The sequence below is a fragment of the Haloarchaeobius litoreus genome (assembly GCF_024495425.1).
Taxonomy (GTDB): Archaea; Halobacteriota; Halobacteria; order Halobacteriales; family Natrialbaceae; genus Haloarchaeobius; species Haloarchaeobius litoreus.
In genome coordinates, this window is record NZ_JANHJR010000003.1 from 631,105 (window position 1) to 649,475 (window position 18,371).

The window sequence follows — 18,371 nt, forward strand, 5'->3', positions numbered from 1 at the left end:
ATATCGAATCGTATTCGAGCTAATTGTCACTACGCTAACTGAGTGTGAGTTGTAGATTTAAGTTGCGGCGAGCATCCGAGGGTAACGGGATGCGATAACGAGTATTGAGTCCGATGCCCATGAATTGCCAAGATAGGATCGGAATAACGAGAAAGAGAGACGACTCCATGGCTAGCAAACACCCGCCACGTACAAGAGCGTTCCCCGAGTTGGTCGAAAGAGACGATACATGGTGGAAATGGAGAAATGCGATACGGACAGAGGCTACCGAAGCCCGGTGCTACGTTGACGATGCCAGCTACAAGAGGCTCGACGCCGCGAGCCTGCCAAAATTAGTTTTGAATCCGACATAAAATGGACACACCAACCGAACGTCTCGACGCCGCAGTGGACCGAGCTGCTGAGGTGACCTGGTGGAATCGCCAGATGACCAAACTCACCGAGGTGGACGGGGTAACCGATCCGCAGTCGTTTGTCTCAAACGACATCATTGAACGCAAGGGCCCGTACGTGGAGTTCGTCGACGCACCGGAGTTCCACGAGGCAACGGCTGCCGAATTCCTCGGGAACCTCAACTACAGCGACGACATCGTTCAGGCGATGACCGCCGAACTGTTCGGCGGCAACGCGGCAGGCTCGCTCTACAAGCACCAGGCGGAGACGATTAAGTCGATCGAGGGGAACACTGACGATAACATCCTAGCCGTCCCAACAGCGGCGGGCAAGACAGAAGCGTTCTTCCTGCCAATTCTCAATCACTGTCTCTCCACCGACGAACCCGGGCTGAAATCCCTGGTACTCTACCCAATGAAGACGCTGGGGGTTGACCAACTCAACCGATTCATCTCCTATCTAGATCAGATCAATCGACGTCGCGACCGCGAGGAACGTATCACCATCGGTATCTGGGACTCGGACACGCCATCACGTGTCGGAACCCGGGACCACGAGATCGAGGTTGGCTCCTACGTTCGCGGGCTGGAGTGTCCGCGGAGCACGGACGAGAAGCTCAAAATCCTCGGCGACGTGAGTGTCGGCACGGATGACCACCAGTATCCGTGGCTGCGTGTCACTCGTGAGAGCATCCGGCGCGGCGTAGACATCCTGTTGACCGGGCCGGAAGCCCTCGACTATATGTTTGTCAGTGATAAAGAGGAAACGCGCTCCATTCTCGGCGAGCAACCCGGCGAAGCGCCGTGTGAACACATCGTCTTCGACGAAGCCCACGTGTGGAGTGGCATCCAGGGCGCTGCGATATCGTTGCTTTCCGAACGTCTCAAGAACCACTTCGACGAGCACGATCCACAGATCACGATGGTGTCCGCGACTGTAGACAACCCGACAGAGCTCGCGTCGGATCTCACCGGGTCGCCAGAATCGGACATCAACTCCATCGAGTTCACACCGCGCTCGTTTCCCGTCACGTCGACTCCGGCATTCGATCGCTTCGAGCCCGCCGACCTCGAGGATATCCTTACCACGCTCGGATTCATCCACGACGGCATTTTTGAGCAGAAGAACGACGCTTCCACCCACGACCTGACGAACGCGCTCGAGACACTGCAGTCAGTCGGGCTCATCACCACAGACGAGCCGCTGGAGATCTCGTCGGACGAACCATGGCTCTCGGAAGCTATCGGGGATGCCCTCGCTGAGGTGGAATCCTCACTCGATGCGAACGACGATGATACCGACACCTTCCCGCCCGAGCGATCCGTCGTCGAGACGGACCGCGGACGAGTACGGCTCGTGGAACGAATCCTAGAGAAAGGCGGCACGCACTCGGCGTGGTTCGACTACGTCATCCGTGACGTGCCGGAAGTCGCCGAACTGGCGGAGTGGTTCAGTGAGGAAACGACAGGCGTTGTCGAGTTCAAACACTACGATGATCTCGTCGAGCGGGTGGCGGAGACTGGAGTGGACGACCCCGAGGGGACGCTGCAGACAACGATGGCGTTCGGTCGCCTCGCAGGCGTCGTCACCGAAAAGCATCACACCTTCCTGAAGCCCCCGCACAAGGTGTACTGGTGTCGGGACTGCCAAGCGCTCCGTCGTGACAGCCGCTGCCGGACCTGTGGTGCTGACCTCCCAGAGATGCAGTTCTGTCGCCGCTGCCACCAGCCACACGTCGAGACTCCCAGCGACGGCGAGGACGACGCCTACCTCGCGGTTGGCGCGCACGTATCAGGCGATGTTGTAGCCGGCGGTGATTGCCCAGGCTGTGGCGGGACTCCACAACTCCACGACATAGGGGTGCCTACGTCGTCACTGCTATCATACATGCTGACAGAGCTCTGTCACGTCTCGCCTTCAAAGAAGACGCTCGTGTTCTCTGACTCCCGCAGCACTGCGGAATCAGTCGGTGACCGCATCATCGGAACCGAGTACGGGCTAATGGCACAGACACTGTACGTCGATGAGCTCATGCGGAACAACGGCCGTGCGGACAACTACGAGCTGTTCCGCGCCGTCTCTGACCGGCTCCGTGAAGAGTACTGGGACCCGTTAATCCAGAACGACATGAACGAGGACGGCACGGCGTACAATTTCCTCCGGACGCTCCTGGAGGACATCGAGGGGCACGCGATGCTCTCGAACTGTGACCGTCTCCTCGATAGCGCGATGATGACGGCGGCACCTGTGTACGACGCGGACAGCGTCGACGAACTCCTCGTCGGCCACGGTCTATATAAGCTCTTCGTCGGCTCCTCAAGCGCGTCGTTCACGAAGCAGCGCCTAAAATTCAACGGCCTGACTCGTGGGAAGGTCGTCGATCGGTTGGAGTCCCGCGTCGGCGTGCCTCGAGCGGTTATCGAGGAACACGTCGACGACGCGCTCCGAGAGCTACTCGACGTCGGCGTCATCAGCGAAGTGCCGTGGGAGGAAGTCCGGGACACGATTCAATCGTCCACGCAAGGCGAAGCCGTGAAGAACGAGGTATTCGACTTCGTCGAAGCGGCGCTCGAAGAGGCCACCGAGCACGGCCTGACCGACGACGGGGAGAGCGGCGTGTTCTACCGAACACCCAAGCGCGACGACAGCGAAATCGTGTTGATCCCGGAAGTAGCGTTCTGCGACGAGTGCTACAGTTCGCACCCTGTTCTCGCAGACGGTCGGTCGGTCTCCGACTGTCCAAGCTGTGGCACGAGCGTCGACATCTACACGCGCTTCGAGGAGCGAGACAGCTCGCTGATGGCAACGCCGGGGTACGCGACAGCCGTCGGTGACTGGGATTACGCGCTCGACCACTGGGCGCACGACATCACGACGCCGCTCCGAGATGGCGCAGTCCCGGAGTACATCTCAGTCGGTATCCATAAGGGGAACATCCCACACACGCTCCGCGGTGCAATCGAGGAGGGGTTCCGGAAGGACGACCCAGACGTGAACATCGTCAGTGCGACGCCGACGATGGAACTCGGCGTGGATATCGGGACCCTCGACACCGTTGCGCAGGTCGGTATCCCGCCGACGCTGACGAACTACGTTCAGCGGAGCGGCCGCACGGGCCGGACCCGAGGGAGTTCTTCGCTCGTACTGACGGCTATCCGCGGAAATCACCCCGTGGACACGCACTACTACAGCGATCTCGACTCGTTCCTCGGCGAGTTCGAGCCGGTTCGGGTTCCTAACCCATACGATTTCGACGAACTGCTCGCAGGGCACGTCGTCACGGAGGTGTTCGCGTATCTCGCCCGCAACCCCCACGAGTCGAACGTCTTCGAGAAAATGTACACCGTCGACGAACGCAAAGAGAACCTCACGAACTTCGTGAACACCGTCACGGAGTCACTGGATATCCTCCGCGAGTTCACGCTCCAGGAGCGCCGCGAGGCCGTCACGGACCACGTCCACGACATCTTCGGCGACCGCGGCGTCGAAATGCTCGAACAGGTACTCGAAGGGACGGGACCGATATCGCTCGACAACCGGATGGAAAAGACGTTCTCGAAACTGACCGGTGTGGCCGCCGACGGCGAGCGCAACAAGGCGTTCACCGACAAAAACAACCGACTGGACCAGTGGCTGCAGCGACTCGGCTACCTGGCGAACTATCGGTCGTTCGGCCAGCAGTTCCCCGTGAGCTTCACTGGAGCGAACGACGGCATCGAGTTCGAGAGCAGCGGTCGTCTCTACGACATGTTCCCCGGGGAGGAGAATGATCTCGGCGCCGTCATGACACTGCACGGTACGGACTACATCGTCGACGAAGTCCACGGGACGGCCACAGCACTCACGGGCGTCACTATATGCGACAACGAGGACTGCGGTCGTGCGTTCCAGAGCTATGACCCCGAACTCGAAAACTGTCCACACTGCGATGAAGAGCTCATCGAGACGAACGTCCACGGGGTGAGCTCCGTCGAGTGCACGGCAGCGAAAGGCGGCCAGAAGGGCTACACGACGAGAGGCCTCCAGTCGACGTTCATCCAGGAACCGACCGATGAAGCCGAAATAAAGCGGACGACGACCGAGACTGTGTTCGGTGTCGACTGCGACGTTACCTATGGCCAGCTGGAGGTCACCGACTTCGTCTATGCGTTCGAACGCTGGCATTCCCGCGGTAACAGTAAGGACGTCCTCCGGTCGGAAGCCGTCATCGAGCGGGACGAAGCGAGCGCGAATGCGGGCGGCTCCTGGCGGGAACGCATGGACGACGTTCAGGAAGAAATCTATCGGCCAGTCGGCCAGCAGTACTTCACACAGGGACTCGTCATGCGGTTCGACGAGGCAGTCCTCCGCGAGCGATTCGAGACCGTCTCCCACGAAACTGCGTCCTGGCCGCAAGCGATGGTGAGCCTGGAGCAATCCCTCGAGAAGGCAATCTCGATTGTCGCGGAGTGTGACCGGAGCGACTTCCGCGTGAAAGCGACGAGTACGGGCGACGAGTTCCGCGTGTACGTCGTGGACTCGCGACAGGGCGGGAACGGTATCACGTGGCAGGTACTGGACCGGCTAGGCGTCGTCGAGGAGAACGTGTACGACGTCGTGGACTGCGACCGCTGTCGCGACTACTGCGACGAGTGTCTGCTGTTGTCGCGGACGCCAGCGCACTACCTTGAGAACGATCTCCTCGACCGACGAACGCTCGCGACAGTGCTCGGTGACCCCGAATGATCAGGAACGAACTGTTGAGTCGCGTCCAAGACGCGGACATCGGGTACATATACGATCAACGGGAGAACTCGCGGTGGGGGATGCTCCGCGGGCTCCCAGCGATCAGTTACCTGGGGGCACAGGACTTCACGTATCCGACGTCGTGGTGTCAGTTCGACCGTGGGACCCGTGTCCTCGAGTTCGACTACGACTACCACGTCGTCAGCAACGCACTCGACATCCCGGACTCGAATCCGGAGTTTGGCGTCGTCACGAACACGCACTACGAACAGGAGACTCAGTACACGATCAGGTACCTGATCAAGCGGTACACAGCAGCGGACGCGGTGCTGTGGGTGGTGACCGACAATCGCGAATTCGAACCGCAGGGCGCGAAACGACCGCTCTACCAGGAGCCATTCGTTGACGTCGTCGGATCGTACAGCGACGTGTACGAGGTGTTCGAGGCGGCGTACGCGGACGCCGGCTGGGAACTCCCGCTGTCCGACACGAAGAACCTCTTCGTGCAGGACAACGCACTCCTCTACGAGTTCGTTACCGGCGACGACATCTCCAGTACCGTCGACCTCTTCGAGAAGCTCCCCAACGAACCGTACCTCCCGCTGTTCGACGCCATCTCGGCAATCTTCAGCCGGAAGAACAAGCCGGGGACCGTACCCCTGGACGGCGAGTCCGGGCTCCCGCAGCTGGTGCGTTGGCTGCGACGACGCATCGAGTGGGACCGCGAGACGGCTCGAACGGTTGCGGGGGAACTGAACGAGCGAGTAGTCGACAGCGGACGGACGTTCGACCACGCCGCCGCCCGACGTGCACCCGTCGTGAAGACGGCGCGGGCACGAGCCGACGAGTTAGACGTTGACGCATCGCCAATCGAACAGCGCTACGTGACGTGGCTTCGACGATACAAACTATGAGCGAAGGATACATCTTGAACGCAGTACAGAGTCCCGGGTTCCTCCGTCCCGTCTACGAAGCGGTTCAGGAAGGCAGCGCGACTCGAGACGAGATTCGATCGACTACTGGATTGCACGAGGACGCCGTCAAGCAGGCGACGGACGGTCTCCGGTACGTTCGCTTGCTCGGGAAGGAAGACGGCGAGTACTACACTGGCTCGCTTCCCTGGAAAACCGGCGACGAGGAGCTCTCCTTCCGGATGGCAATTCTCCACAACCTCGCCGCCGAGTGCGATCCCAGCGACTGGGGGAAGCAAGCGGTGGTGTTACTAAATTACCAGTACCTCCTGGAGAAGGACGTCCAGTACTTCCAGAACGACGACCAGGTCATCTACGGGGAGATCAACGACTGGCATCGCTCCGAGAAGGACTACGTGCCGATGTCCAAGCAGGGGGAGATCGATTTGAACAAGAACAAGTTCGTGAACTGGAGTCGGATCGTCACCTATCTTGGTCTCGCACACAAGGCGAGGGGAAGAGAACACACCGTCTACCCAGACCCTGAGATAGTAGAAACGTCGATTCGGCTCGCCATCGAGGACAGCGGATCGGATGGTCGGATCGAGATCAAACAGTACGTCGACTGGCTCAGCGAGGAACTGCTTCCGGTGTCGCTGCGTAGCGACGGGAGTATTCCACCGGCGTTCTCAAGGGTCCTCTACAATCTGGTTCGAGACGAACGGATCGAACTCGTCGAGTACGGCGACGCCGGCGCCGTGTCGCTCGCCGGGACCCCCGGGCGACCCGGGATCAGCGCGGACGCGAACGCGATTGAGGTGGTTTCGGAATGAGTCGTTCCGAGTCCGCAGAGACGCTCTACTGTCCACATCTTCAGGACGTCGACGATGGCACACTCCAGGAGCTGTTCAGCAAGGTCGCCGCGGTTCGATCGCAGAACCGCGAGCTGTTCGACTTCACGCATCGTAGGATTGACGTCTACTCGAAAGGCGGAGATGGGAGCGACGTCGTCAGCGAGGACGAGGTGTTCGAGAAGTTCAAAGAGGGACGTAAGGAGAACTTCGCGACGGTCATCGAAGGTGAGGTCGGGACGGGGAAGTCGGAGCTGTGCGCGTATCTCGCGCATCGACTGAAGGACGCCGGACGTCCGCTGCTACACGTCGACAAGGAAGACGACCTGATGACGCTGTTGAGCGATCGGCTCCCGGACTTCTACGAGGAGCAATTCGGTGAGGAAATGGAGGGCGCGGCCGACTTCCAGCAGCTACGCGACGACATCGAGTCGATGCCGCAGGTGGTCGCGAACAGCGCGGTGTCGAATGCGATTCTGAACTTGCGACAGCGCGGTGGTAGCGTCTCCGTCGAATCGGGTCAGGAAGACGAGATTCGAGAGTTCGTTCAAGGAAAGCTGAAGCTACTCGTCGAGAAGGGCGAGTACGCACAGCAGATTCAGTTCATCACGGATCAGGAGTACAAGCAAAACGAGTTCCTCCAGATTTTCGACCATACGCCCGCGAGCGAAGCGGTCGATTTGTACAACGAGGAGCTGTGGCGCGTCGTGCGCGGTCGATACGAGACGGCGTCGCTGTCGGAGGTCCTGAAACAGGTCGGTGCCGAGTTCACTGACAGGCGGCCAGTGATCGTGTTCGAGGACTTCTCGATAACCGCGATGGAAGCCGGGCAGCTCGCGAAGTTCATCGAGAGCGATCAGACCGAGAGTCCGTGGGACTTCATCATCGCCGGGACTCGGGATTCGACGGCCCCGCTGGGGACGCGAACCGCCGAATCCCGCTACGAGTACTATCAGACGAACGAACGGAACTCGCAAGAAGTGCTGTTCCTTGACACGGACAGCGCGGTGGATTTCGTGCGACCCTACCTCGGCTACTTCAAGTCGTTCGACGGGAGCGTCCGGTACGACCGAGACCCGGAGACTGGGACGTTCGAACTGCTGCCCGCAAAGAGTGGGTCGAGGTGTGCCGATTGTGGACTCTGCGACGAATCGTTCCGGGACCTGTTCCCGTTCAACAAGCCGTTCCTGAAGCGCATCTACGCGGGGATGGCGGAGGAAGACAAGCAGTCCCCCCGCGAGTTCATCATGACCGTGTTCGACGTCCTGAGTCGGTACTACGAGGGGAAGGTAGCGGTACCCTCGGACGCGAAGGAACTCCGATCGCTCGTCAACCGCGTGTCAGTCGCCGACGCCGTGTACGAGCAGGCGGAGTCGTTCGCGCACCTCGCTCGCTGGTACGGCGTCGTGAACGACGACGAGAACCGCGTCGAGATCGACAAACGGCTGGGGGAGGTGTTCGGGCTCCTCGAACCGGTCGAAGACGTCCCGGACGCGGTCACGGTCACGGAAGCGTCCATCTACGTTCCGGCCGTCGGAGGAGACGACGGCGGGGGCGGTGGTTCAAGGACAGGGAAGGACGACGGGGGCGATGGTGGTAACGACGGTGGTGGCAACGATACCGGAGGCGACGTCGGCCCTGTCGAGCAAGAGTTCCAGGAGCTGGCACCGTTGCTCGACACGTGGCGGAACGCGCCGGAGAAGTCACGGGAGACCACGAAGTACCTCGAGCGCGGACTCGAAGACGCGTTGAAGCGTCTCACGGACGACTACGCACTCTACGAGGGGACGGACCTCGAGTACCGGCTGAGTAGCCAAAAACGCCCGTTCGTGTTCTCCATCATGGAGACCCAGCGGGATGAAGACCAGATACTGATCGACCCAGAAGAGTTCCGGCTCTCGAACCTCCGGACGCTCCTCCGCTTCGGGATCGAACGGGAGATGCAGCCCCGTAGCGCAAAGTACGACGTCGCTCTCGAAGCACTCGGCACGCAACTCACGGAGTACGCGCGGAGTTGGCGAGAACAGGTACGGTTCCACAATCTAGAACGGGACGAAGTCCTCTACAAGGGCTACCAGAACTACGACTTTGACGACTTCGTGCTCGCAGCGTACGCGTACGTCGTGATGCTGGACGACCCATGGGAAGAACTGACCGCGGAACGCGTCTGTAATCGCTTTGACGAAGGGGAGTACGAACTCGATAAGTCAGTTCGTTCGTTCCTCGAGGACGAGTTGGAACGCGAAGCCGTCGACGCCATCGAGTCGTTCCTCGCCGCTGGCTCACACCTCGAGGCGATGGCTGGCGAACTGTTCGGTCTCGGTGGGTCCGACCTCGACAAGCTCCGAGTCGAACGCTGGTTCCGTAAGCAATCGCCGCGCGATGTGCTCAACCAACTCGGCCGTGGGTACATCCAGAATATTGAGAGCCGAGTGCGCTTCGACGGCGGACCCAAGCTCCGTGACCTCGCGGACACGGCATACGACGTACGAGGTGCGCTCGACGAAGTCCGACCGCGGTATCGCGACGATACGGTCGAGAACGTGCTCTCTGACCTGCGAGGAATCTCGATGCCGAACCTGCAGTCGATGGTCTCCAACCTGCAGACGTACAACGTCGACCCGGACGTGATGGAACCGCTCACGCAATTCTCTGAGGTTTCGCAGTCGACGGTCGACGAAGCGACATCGGCCGCCGAGCTCGCGGACTCGCTCCGGACGGGATCGAAGTTTGCATCGGTTCAGGCGACGCTCGCGAGCGTAAAACTCGAACGGGCAACCGTTTACGAGCGGTATCAGGCGGTACCGTTGAAGTCCGGTGGGAACGTCGATGGTCTCGGCAAGCAGTTCCAGGAGGTGGCAGAGTACTATGTCGAATAAGGATTCCTTCGAAGCCCAGTTGCACCAGATGTACGACCGCTACCGTCGCGAGCACCTCCGCGAGCGACTCGATGTCCTCGCGCAGACGATGGAGGAGACGCTCCTCCAGCAGACGGTTGCCAGTGCGTTCTTCGACGAGACAGTGCGAATCGACGACGACGTGAAATCCGACGTCGAGGCCACCGTCGCCGAACTGGAAGCCGGAGAGTACGACGCGGTAGATGAGAAACTCGACGCGCTGGAGGCAGACATTCAGGGTGTCGAGACGCGTGTATCGAATCGGATTCAGGAACTCCGGATCGCTCGCGAGGACACCGTTCGTGCGATGCGGCGGCTGAACGAGCGCGTCGACCGGGTTGACAGCTCGCAGGTAGCGGCTCTGGAGTCGTTGCTCGAACAGTGGGACTGGAAACCACAGGTGTACCTGGACGAACACAACACATTCGAGTCACGCCGCAAGGAAGCCGAACAGTACGGGAGCGACATGTCGATGGTGTTCGAGATGCTGAAGGACGACCTGTTCGGCGTGTACGACGGCACTGAACTCCGCCCGATCGTCGATCGGTTACTCGACGACGAGCGATTCGAGCTCGCTCAGTTGACGCCGACCGAGCGTCAGCAGTTGGCGGAGTCCGACCTCGCCGACTACGTGGAGTTGCGGCTATCGTAGCGCCGACTCGAGTGCACGCATGGAAATGAGTTAAGGTGCTTCCGTCGAACGGGGAAGTATCCACATCCCAGAATGCAATACATAGACTCGAATACGAACCTGGGTCGAATCCCGGACGACGTCGGCCCACTCCTGCAGGCGATGCTCGCGAACAAGCAGATACGGAACGCGAGCCACGACGACGCCGAGCACGTCACGGAAGCCGTCAAATACGAGCGGGAGCGTCAGGCTCGACGCCTGACGAGTCCATACACGGGCGACGACGAGTTCGTCGAGTCCATCATTGACATCTTCGGGTTCGACCCGCTAGACTTCCAGGTCGACAGCTGGCAGACCGTCGACAAGCTCGCTCGCGAGTGTCGGACGGAGAACCAGACAAAGGCCGGTATCTTCTCCGCGCCGACCGGGTTCGGAAAGACAGAGGCGTTCCTCGGACCGCTATATCAACTCATCCGCGAGGACCGCCAGGACGCCATCGCAATCGTCTATCCGAGTCGTGCACTCCTCCAGGACCAGCTCGGGCGCATCCTCGAACACCTCCACGGACTGAAGACCGAACACGACGACCAGCTCTCCGTCGGCTGTTACGTCGGCGGGATGCCGTGGAAGCGCTCGGACGTGGGCCAGAAGGGGTTCTTCGAGCAGACCGACGGTCGCCCGCGGTTCAACCTCTCGAACTGCTGGTGTAGCGAGGGCGAGGACTCGCACGCATTCGAACTACACGGGACGAGTAAGTCGTACGTCCTCCAGTGCGAGCACGACGAGTCGCACCGATTCACCGATCAGGAGGTCATCCTCGCTCGCTCGGACCTGGTGTTCGAATCCCAGCCCGACATCGTGCTGACCACGCTCGAATCGCTCGAGAACTTCGCGCACAAACCCCACTATCCCCTCATCGATCAGTTCGGCACAATCGTCCTCGACGAAGTCCACCTCTACACAGGTCTGCGTGGTGCGCACGCGGCGAAGATCATCGAGAACGTCAACTCGATCTCTGAGGACCCGTTGCTCTGGCTGGGGTCAAGTGCGACGATCGACGACCCAGCACGGTTCGGACGGCAAATCTTTGGTCTTTCATCCCAGAACATTTCGACCACAGAACCGCCAACATCAGATTTTGACGAGAGCCACAACGACCACGAGCACTACTACTTCATGCTCGCTCCGGAAGACGGGCCTGGCGTCACGTCAATGTCAATCCAGCAGTCGATGCTGCTCGGCCACACGATGCTCCAAGACGAGGACGGCACGAGGAGCAAACAACTCTCATTCATCGACAGCATCTCCCAAATCAACCAGCAGCACGTCCAGCTCCAGGACGCGGACGGTGCCAATCGACTCTGGGAGTACCACCGGAACGACGAGTTTGACGAGGACTGGGACGGCGTTGCGAACGCGATGGGGCAGCGGTTCATCGACGAGCCACTGGATTTCACACCCGTCTACTCGGAGATGGGATTCGACAAGGAAACTGCGTCGAGGAGCGACATCCTCCTCTCGACGAACTTCCTCGAGGTCGGGATCGACGTTGGCGAAATCAAAATTGTCACCCAGCATCGCACGCCATGGGACCTCTCCTCGTTCCTCCAGCGTGCTGGCCGTGCTGCCCGGAAACCGGGGATGGACTCCCATATTGCGGTCTACCTGTCGAGCCTCACGGGCGACGCGAATATGTTCTATCGAGCGGACCGCTTCCTCGGGTCGGATATTCGGACGCCGCTGAATCCGAACAATCGCGTCGTTGAATGGATGCACTCGCGGTTCCACAGGTACTACAAGCGGGTTTCGGACATCAACGATCGCAAGTTCCGTTCAGAACTCGAGAAGCACGCGACATTCCTCGAGGAGTACCTTGTCGACGAACTGGGATACAACGAGTATTACCGACTGTTGATCAAACCCCAGGAATTCTTCGAGGACTGGTTTGGCATCGAAGTGACCGCTGACCGCGTCCTCTCAACGCAGGTGCTCGAGGACCTCCAAACAAGTTTAGAGGCGTACAAGACAGACGCAAACGAAGACGTCGGTGACATCGAGGCATACTTTGACATGGAGAACGGGGACGTCGTTCGGGGGCCGGACGCGATCGAAACCTTCGTCCTCGAAGTACAGTCGCAAACGTTCCGCGTTATCAATACGTTCTCAGGACAAGTCTCAGGTTTCGAAAAGAAGCTTCAAAGGCACGACGTTACCGAACACAACACCCTCATCAGAGAACTAGAGACGGCGTTAACGGACGCGAAATCCCGGGCACAGACGGTTCCTGACAATCCAACAGATGCAGTCAGGCACTTTTCGGGACTGCTCGCGGAACTGTTCGGCCTAACAGGGACACTCATGCAGCTCCGGAATCACGTCAATAGAGTATCAGAAGAACCAGTCCCACAGGTCAATCAGGACCGGTTATCCTCACTGAAGCGGACCGTCGATCAGCTCGAGACGCTCTGCGAAGACGATCGTCTTGAGGAACATTATCGTGAGGAACAGCAGTTCCACTACCTCGAGACCGCCCTATCGAATGTCGGGTCGTACCTGAAAGGCGGTACGCCATTCAATTCGCTTTATAGGATCAAGGACCTGCTCCGTGGGGCCTACTATTTTGACTTGTTCCTACAGTCTGAGGGTAAACAGCTCGACGAGGAGGTATGGTTCGTCCCGCCGGACTATTACGGGGGTGCCGGTCAGTTCGTTGAGGTGTACCACGAGAACGCGATCCGTGATCGTCCCGAGGAGTCCATCGATCAGGTCGTAAGCACGTACGCACCGTATCGGTCAGAGTACCAGTCAGAGCCGCATATGATGCAGGCGTTCCTACCGAAGACAGAAGTCACCGAAGACGGTGTTGTGATGGACTATACTGGTGACGTTGTCGGCGAGGAACAGGACGGCGTCCTCGTCCCGGACACGCTCCAGCTATCTGAAATGCGGGACCTCTCCGGCGAGAAAGCACAAGAAATCGTCCAGTACTGCCCGGAATGCTTCCAGATCCTTCAAGGTGACATTGACGCTTGTCTGCGTCACGGCCACCGGGCGTATGGAAAGATACACTCCCAGCCGCATGTCGATACGACAGTGACAGAGCGCACACCCGTCGAATCGACTGGCGATCTGATGCTCGGTGATCTTCAGGCGCAAGTCTCTCTGGAGAGTGTGACGCTCGAGATAACGCCAGGGAAGTACTACGGCGAGAACATTGGCGTCTCGTTCGATTCGAACGCCGACCGGTTCACTCAGGAGCTAGAATCTCCCGACCCACCCCTTGGGTTTACGACGAGGACGCGCGGGCTCGTCTACGACCTCACCCCATTCATGAACGACCTCGATGACGCTGTCGAGGAGTACGCATCCCGATACAAGGACTTCGACGACCACAGTTTAGAGTTCGTCACGTACCATACTGCCGCGCACTTCTTCATGCAACTCGTCACTGACGTGAGCAGCGTCAGTAACCAACGAGTGTTCTACGGCTTCGATGAGGATGTCGGCGAAGTGTACGTGTTCGAACGAACCGAAGGCGGCCAAGGTATCATCGACCTGGTATACGACGAAATCGAAAAGGACCCAGGGAGCGTATTAGACTCGATGAATCGGCTGTTGTATAACGAACAGGTTATCAACGAGCGACTTTGGGCGAATCGAGAGTTCGTCGACAAGGTCCCCGATGATGTCCTCGACGAAGCGGCGGTCCGCCCGCTAGTTCGCGAGTACACCGGGGTCCGGTTCGAGGAGGTTCTAGATCGAATAACCGCTGAAGTCGTTTCAACCATTGATCGTGCGCAACAGTTCGCGGCCGACGAAAGCATCGAGACGGACGAGAGCTACACATTGAAGCACGTCGTCGCCGAGTCCCAAGTGAAAGGCGATGGGTTCCCACGGTCAACAGTTGGAGATGCTGATATCGATGTCTCAGGAATCGATCGGGTAAAGACAGCGTTTTATTCGCCGGACATTGACGGCTGCGTCGAGAACCTCCAAGTTATGGAGTGTATCGCAGCAGGCGAGCAGAGCGATACCCTGAGTTACGTGGTGCTCGAGGCGCTTCGAGAACACCTGACCGAGACGGTTCCGGCGAACACCGCGGCGACAGAGATGTTCGACCGAGAACTACCCCCAGGAGGTGAGTTAGATGGTACGAGCGTTTTCCTTGACTTCTGACAGCCTGAGCTACTTCATCGGCTGGACGCTTGTCCACGCAGATCGTGCAGTCATTGTCTCTCCCTGGTTGAGCGACGTTGAACTACGGTTCCCAGTGAATGAACACCTTGACAGCCGCCAAACGAACCTACTGGAGGCAATCGAAACGCTCCCCGACACTGACGTGACGTTCATTGTTCGCACGGGCGAGTCCCACAACGACTTCGTTCAAAACCGGCTCCCGGAAGACGTTTCGATGTTGACCGTCGACGACTTGCACGCCAAGGTGGTCGTCTGCGACGAGTACGCGTACCTTGGCTCCGCGAATATCACGCACGGCGGCCTCACGCTCAACCGCGAAATCTGCGAAGTCATCGAGAACGAATACGGTGATACCGACACGTACCTGAACGAAGAGCTCGACATCCGACTATAGAGGAGCGAAGGGGCTGGTAATGCGCCCGGTTTCAGGTTTATGTATCTCGAAGTGGCTGGAGGTGTGACGCATGAAGACTCACGTGACCTTTGTTCTCGATTCGTCGGGGTCGATGTCCAAGATCGAGGACGATACGACGGGTGGATTCAATTCGTTCCTCACAGATCAACGCGATGGCGTTGGAACAGCAACGGTCTCGCTCTACGAGTTTGACTCTGCTGTCGAACTCGTCTACGAGGGTCGACCGGTTTCCGCTGCACCCGAACTCTCAAGTGAGAACTACTCTCCGGGTGGGCAGACAGCACTCCACGACGCCATCGTTACCGCCATTACTGGTACCGAGGACGTCATCGGGTCGATGTCGCCGACATCAATACCTGACGCCGTTGTCGTCGTCGTGCTCACGGATGGCAAAGAGAATGCATCCGAGACACCCCAACAGCGGGTTCGCGAAGTCGTCGAACGCAAGCAGAAGGATGACTGGGAGTTCCTGTTCGTCGGAGCCAATCAAGACGCAGCACTCACCGCCAGCAGCATGGGGATGGATAAAGACCGGTCGTTGAATATGTCTCACAGCGGAGACGGCGCTCGTGCAGCCTACGAATCAACCTCGAACCAGATCAGCGAAGCCCGCTCCGAAGGCACAACTAGCGGCTACCACGATTCAGATAGACGTCGGCAAGATGACGCCGACGACAGCTAACGACGCCACCCGGAAGCTTATTCACCTGATTGCTTTGCGACTTTCTCTTCGAGCTTTTCCGTTCAAGGATCATTGGCGTCAGCTTCATCGTCGATGTTCTTCAGGGGCGTCTGTTATCGCCCCATCTGCGTGACGGTGCGAGCGAATTGAGTGAGTCGATAACGCCGACGTCCAATGACATCATTCTATACCAAAAGCTTCTGAGCCACGATGCCGCCTGATTCAGCTGATGGCGTCGTCGGCATAACCGTTCGTATCCGTCTTTGAGTTGATGGGCCTCGCAGTTCAGGTCAGCGACCTCTAGATTGACGGCTTAGTCGAACCGAAAGATTAGTTCGCTTCAGAGGGCGTTCTCTCAAGGATCGTCTCGGGTGAGCAAATGGTGATAACCCAGTCATCGCCCGCCTTTTCGCGAAGAACGGCAGCGACTTCGGCGTTAAGACCAAGGAGATGCTCGGAATCGAGCGTGACCAGATACCCAGAGCCACCGTCGGCCGTCCAGCCGGCTGCGTCAGTAACAATTCGAGCATCGTCCTGATTGGGGACTACCCGTTGCACCGCGAACTCCAAGGTGAGCGAGCCACTCGGAACGACGACGTGTCCGTTCAACTTCGACTCGAGGAACTCGAAGCGTCGGTCCACTGCACGAAGATAGCGTCGTAATCGGCGGAGGACCTCTGCAGTGTCGTCGAGCGACGCTAATTCCATCTGGATGTCTCGAATGTGGCCGGCGTCGTTCCCGCCAACGTATATATGTCGGTCTTCGGGGTCGTACTCTTGGATGGCTGCGTCCTCGGTAGTTAGAAGAAAATCTATAAGGTCCTCGTAGATATCAGCTCGGCGTTCGGAAACGTTTGTCAGTTCCCCCATGACCGCGTCGCTCACGACGAGTTCGATTTTATTGGATTCGACGAGTGCTTTCGAGTGCGGACGTTCCCACTCCTGCTGTACGAAGTTGAGGAGGACGCACGTATCCACGAACACCTCCTCGAGTGAGCGGTCCCGCGTCATGAAGAGGAATCAAAATATGCGTTAGAGAGGTCACTGATTTTGTCGGTCACGTCGTCACCGTCGGGAACGGGGTAGTCCGCGTAGCCCGGGAGGAGGCCGGCGTCATCGAGAGTAACCTCGAGATCGCGACCTCGCGCCTGGAGCGTCGTCTCAAAGTCGGTGAATCTTGTTTGGCGTTCCGACTGCAGTTCCGCTGCCGACTGCCCGGTTGCCGTCTCGATCGAAATCAAGAGACAGGGATAGCGCCAAACGCAATAATAGTAGTAGTCCAGAAGTGTCCCCATCGCGTCACGGTGGGATTCAGTGTACTCATCAGGAGACAGCTGAGTGAGCATCACGAGTGCGTCTTCGATCAGATCCGTTCCATCGACGAAACCGCCGAACGTCTCCTGAAGTGTCTCGGACTTCCGAATTGACTGGTGCAGATCAGACACGTCGAGTTCCGCTGCGTGCACGAGGTCGTCAATCGGCGTGGGCGGGGTTTCGCCGTCGAGGTGGGCAACGATTGCTTCCTGAATGTCGAGCAGCCTGATCCGCAGGTGCGTACTCTGGACGTAGAGCTCGCGGTAGGCCTCAGGCGCGTGTTCGAGGTAGAAGTTTTGAAGGAATCGCATCGTATTCTGGTGCCACACGTCTGGGAGTGTCCGGCGATAAAAGTCGATCAGCTCCCGGCGATTGACCCCATCTATGCTAATGTTCGCCTCAGCTCTGTCGGTCGCCGACGGCGCCATGGTAGCCGAGTCAGTGAAGAGTACGGGGTCGAGAGGGTCTTGTTCGGAATCCTCACCTGCTTCGTCGTCACCGGAAACCTCAGGCGAGTCCGACGTCACAGCGTCCTCGGACGTGGACACGTCGAGCTCGCGTTCAATGATATCGTCTACCGGCTCCATGGTTGAGGCGTCCCAGTCTTCCGTAATCGGTTCGTCAGCGTCGCTTTCGTGTATACTCGGCTCGTCCGGTCTTGGCAACTCATCGAGCGCGCTCGCGAGGCGATCGGGTGTCGCTGGGTCGTTCGGGAGCACTGCGCCAGCAAGGTACCAGCTGTACGTAACTGGGAGATCGAACTCCAGTATGGCCAGATAGAGAAGTTTCTGAAGTTTCGTCTTATTTGCGTACTGCGGGTCGACGCTCTCGACGTCGTTGACAGCTTCCGCAAGACAGGCTAAGAGGTCGTCGATTACTGCCCGTTCGGCGTTTGAGAGCTGGACCATCGATCGAAGTATGGGTGCTTCACTAGAAGTGGGACCTGGCGACGCTTAAAAGTTAGAGTGTTCGGAGGGATAAATTTCATCCAGTGAACTAAATAAGGGTTGACCAATTAGATTTGTAACGGATTGGGTATCAGGGGAAGATCGTATTTGCTCTGTACAGCAGATACGCGTGCGATTTAACGATTTAAATAGGGCGGGTTGGCTCTTGGAGTGGGGGCAGGGGGACCCCCTCCGAGGTTTCACCCAAACGTACAAAGCATTTGAACAGCAACTCTAAGATAACTCTCGTACCGGCTGACGCCGGCAAGGCTCGTTGGCATCGTCAAATCAGCAGCAGTTTGTTCGCGATGGGAGCACAGAGCCGTCACTATCGACACAGTCAGTCACGCGACAACGGATTGAGTCAGCCAACGTTCCTGACGAGCGGCAACCCCACCAGGTCGCTCT

10 protein-coding genes are annotated in these 18,371 nt (G+C 58.7%); 8 read left to right on the plus strand and 2 right to left on the minus strand.

Going from position 1 to position 18,371, the window contains the following annotated elements:
• The first annotated feature begins 426 nt into the window (after positions 1–426).
• The 8 genes from NOW55_RS15630 (at position 427) to NOW55_RS15665 (ending at position 15,702) form a co-directional block, all read left to right on the plus strand.
• Positions 427–5,118, plus strand: coding sequence for a DEAD/DEAH box helicase (locus NOW55_RS15630; protein WP_256401042.1), 4,692 nt, complete (start codon positions 427–429; stop codon positions 5,116–5,118).
• Positions 5,115–6,032: a hypothetical protein gene (locus tag NOW55_RS15635; protein WP_256401043.1), complete on the plus strand. Its 918-nt coding sequence runs from the start codon at positions 5,115–5,117 to the stop codon at positions 6,030–6,032. Before NOW55_RS15630 ends, NOW55_RS15635 begins: the two co-directional genes overlap by 4 nt.
• A complete protein-coding gene (locus NOW55_RS15640; protein ID WP_256401044.1) occupies positions 6,029–6,862 on the plus strand; it encodes a hypothetical protein in 834 nt (277 codons plus the stop codon). The genes NOW55_RS15635 and NOW55_RS15640 overlap by 4 nt, the downstream gene beginning before the upstream one ends.
• Entirely contained in the window at positions 6,859–9,759 is a 2,901-nt protein-coding gene (locus NOW55_RS15645) for a P-loop NTPase family protein (RefSeq protein WP_256401045.1), read from the plus strand. The genes NOW55_RS15640 and NOW55_RS15645 overlap by 4 nt, the downstream gene beginning before the upstream one ends.
• Positions 9,749–10,429, plus strand: a complete 681-nt coding sequence (locus NOW55_RS15650) for a hypothetical protein (RefSeq protein ID WP_256401046.1) — start codon at positions 9,749–9,751, stop codon at positions 10,427–10,429. Before NOW55_RS15645 ends, NOW55_RS15650 begins: the two co-directional genes overlap by 11 nt.
• 72 nt (positions 10,430–10,501) lie before the next feature.
• Positions 10,502–14,584: a DEAD/DEAH box helicase gene (locus NOW55_RS15655; protein WP_256401047.1), complete on the plus strand. Its 4,083-nt coding sequence runs from the start codon at positions 10,502–10,504 to the stop codon at positions 14,582–14,584.
• A complete protein-coding gene (locus tag NOW55_RS15660) occupies positions 14,556–14,999 on the plus strand; it encodes a phospholipase D-like domain-containing protein (protein WP_256401048.1) in 444 nt (147 codons plus the stop codon). Before NOW55_RS15655 ends, NOW55_RS15660 begins: the two co-directional genes overlap by 29 nt.
• A 70-nt stretch (positions 15,000–15,069) precedes the next feature.
• Entirely contained in the window at positions 15,070–15,702 is a 633-nt protein-coding gene (locus NOW55_RS15665) for a vWA domain-containing protein (protein ID WP_256401049.1), read from the plus strand.
• Between the two features lie 330 nt (positions 15,703–16,032).
• Here NOW55_RS15665 and NOW55_RS15670 read toward each other — a convergent pair whose 3' ends face one another.
• Together NOW55_RS15670 and NOW55_RS15675 are read right to left on the minus strand one after the other, a co-directional pair.
• Entirely contained in the window at positions 16,033–16,713 is a 681-nt protein-coding gene (locus tag NOW55_RS15670) for a type II toxin-antitoxin system VapC family toxin (protein ID WP_256401050.1), read from the minus strand.
• Entirely contained in the window at positions 16,710–17,924 is a 1,215-nt protein-coding gene (locus NOW55_RS15675; protein ID WP_256401051.1) for a DUF8098 family protein, read from the minus strand. The genes NOW55_RS15670 and NOW55_RS15675 overlap by 4 nt, the downstream gene beginning before the upstream one ends.
• Positions 17,925–18,371 lie beyond the last annotated feature (447 nt).

What these genes read in the sequence shown, in the direction of transcription:
- NOW55_RS15630 (WP_256401042.1), top strand. Translation starts at nt 427, where the DNA reads ATGACCAAACTCACCGAGGTGGACGGGGTAACCGATCCGCAGTCGTTT.
- NOW55_RS15635 (WP_256401043.1), top strand. Translation starts at nt 5,115, where the DNA reads ATGATCAGGAACGAACTGTTGAGTCGCGTCCAAGACGCGGACATCGGG.
- NOW55_RS15640 (WP_256401044.1), top strand. Translation starts at nt 6,029, where the DNA reads ATGAGCGAAGGATACATCTTGAACGCAGTACAGAGTCCCGGGTTCCTC.
- NOW55_RS15645 (WP_256401045.1), top strand. Translation starts at nt 6,859, where the DNA reads ATGAGTCGTTCCGAGTCCGCAGAGACGCTCTACTGTCCACATCTTCAG.
- NOW55_RS15650 (WP_256401046.1), top strand. Translation starts at nt 9,749, where the DNA reads ATGTCGAATAAGGATTCCTTCGAAGCCCAGTTGCACCAGATGTACGAC.
- NOW55_RS15655 (WP_256401047.1), top strand. Translation starts at nt 10,502, where the DNA reads ATGCAATACATAGACTCGAATACGAACCTGGGTCGAATCCCGGACGAC.
- NOW55_RS15660 (WP_256401048.1), top strand. Translation starts at nt 14,556, where the DNA reads ATGGTACGAGCGTTTTCCTTGACTTCTGACAGCCTGAGCTACTTCATC.
- NOW55_RS15665 (WP_256401049.1), top strand. Translation starts at nt 15,070, where the DNA reads ATGAAGACTCACGTGACCTTTGTTCTCGATTCGTCGGGGTCGATGTCC.
- NOW55_RS15670 (WP_256401050.1), bottom strand. Translation starts at nt 16,713, where the DNA reads ATGACGCGGGACCGCTCACTCGAGGAGGTGTTCGTGGATACGTGCGTC.
- NOW55_RS15675 (WP_256401051.1), bottom strand. Translation starts at nt 17,924, where the DNA reads ATGGTCCAGCTCTCAAACGCCGAACGGGCAGTAATCGACGACCTCTTA.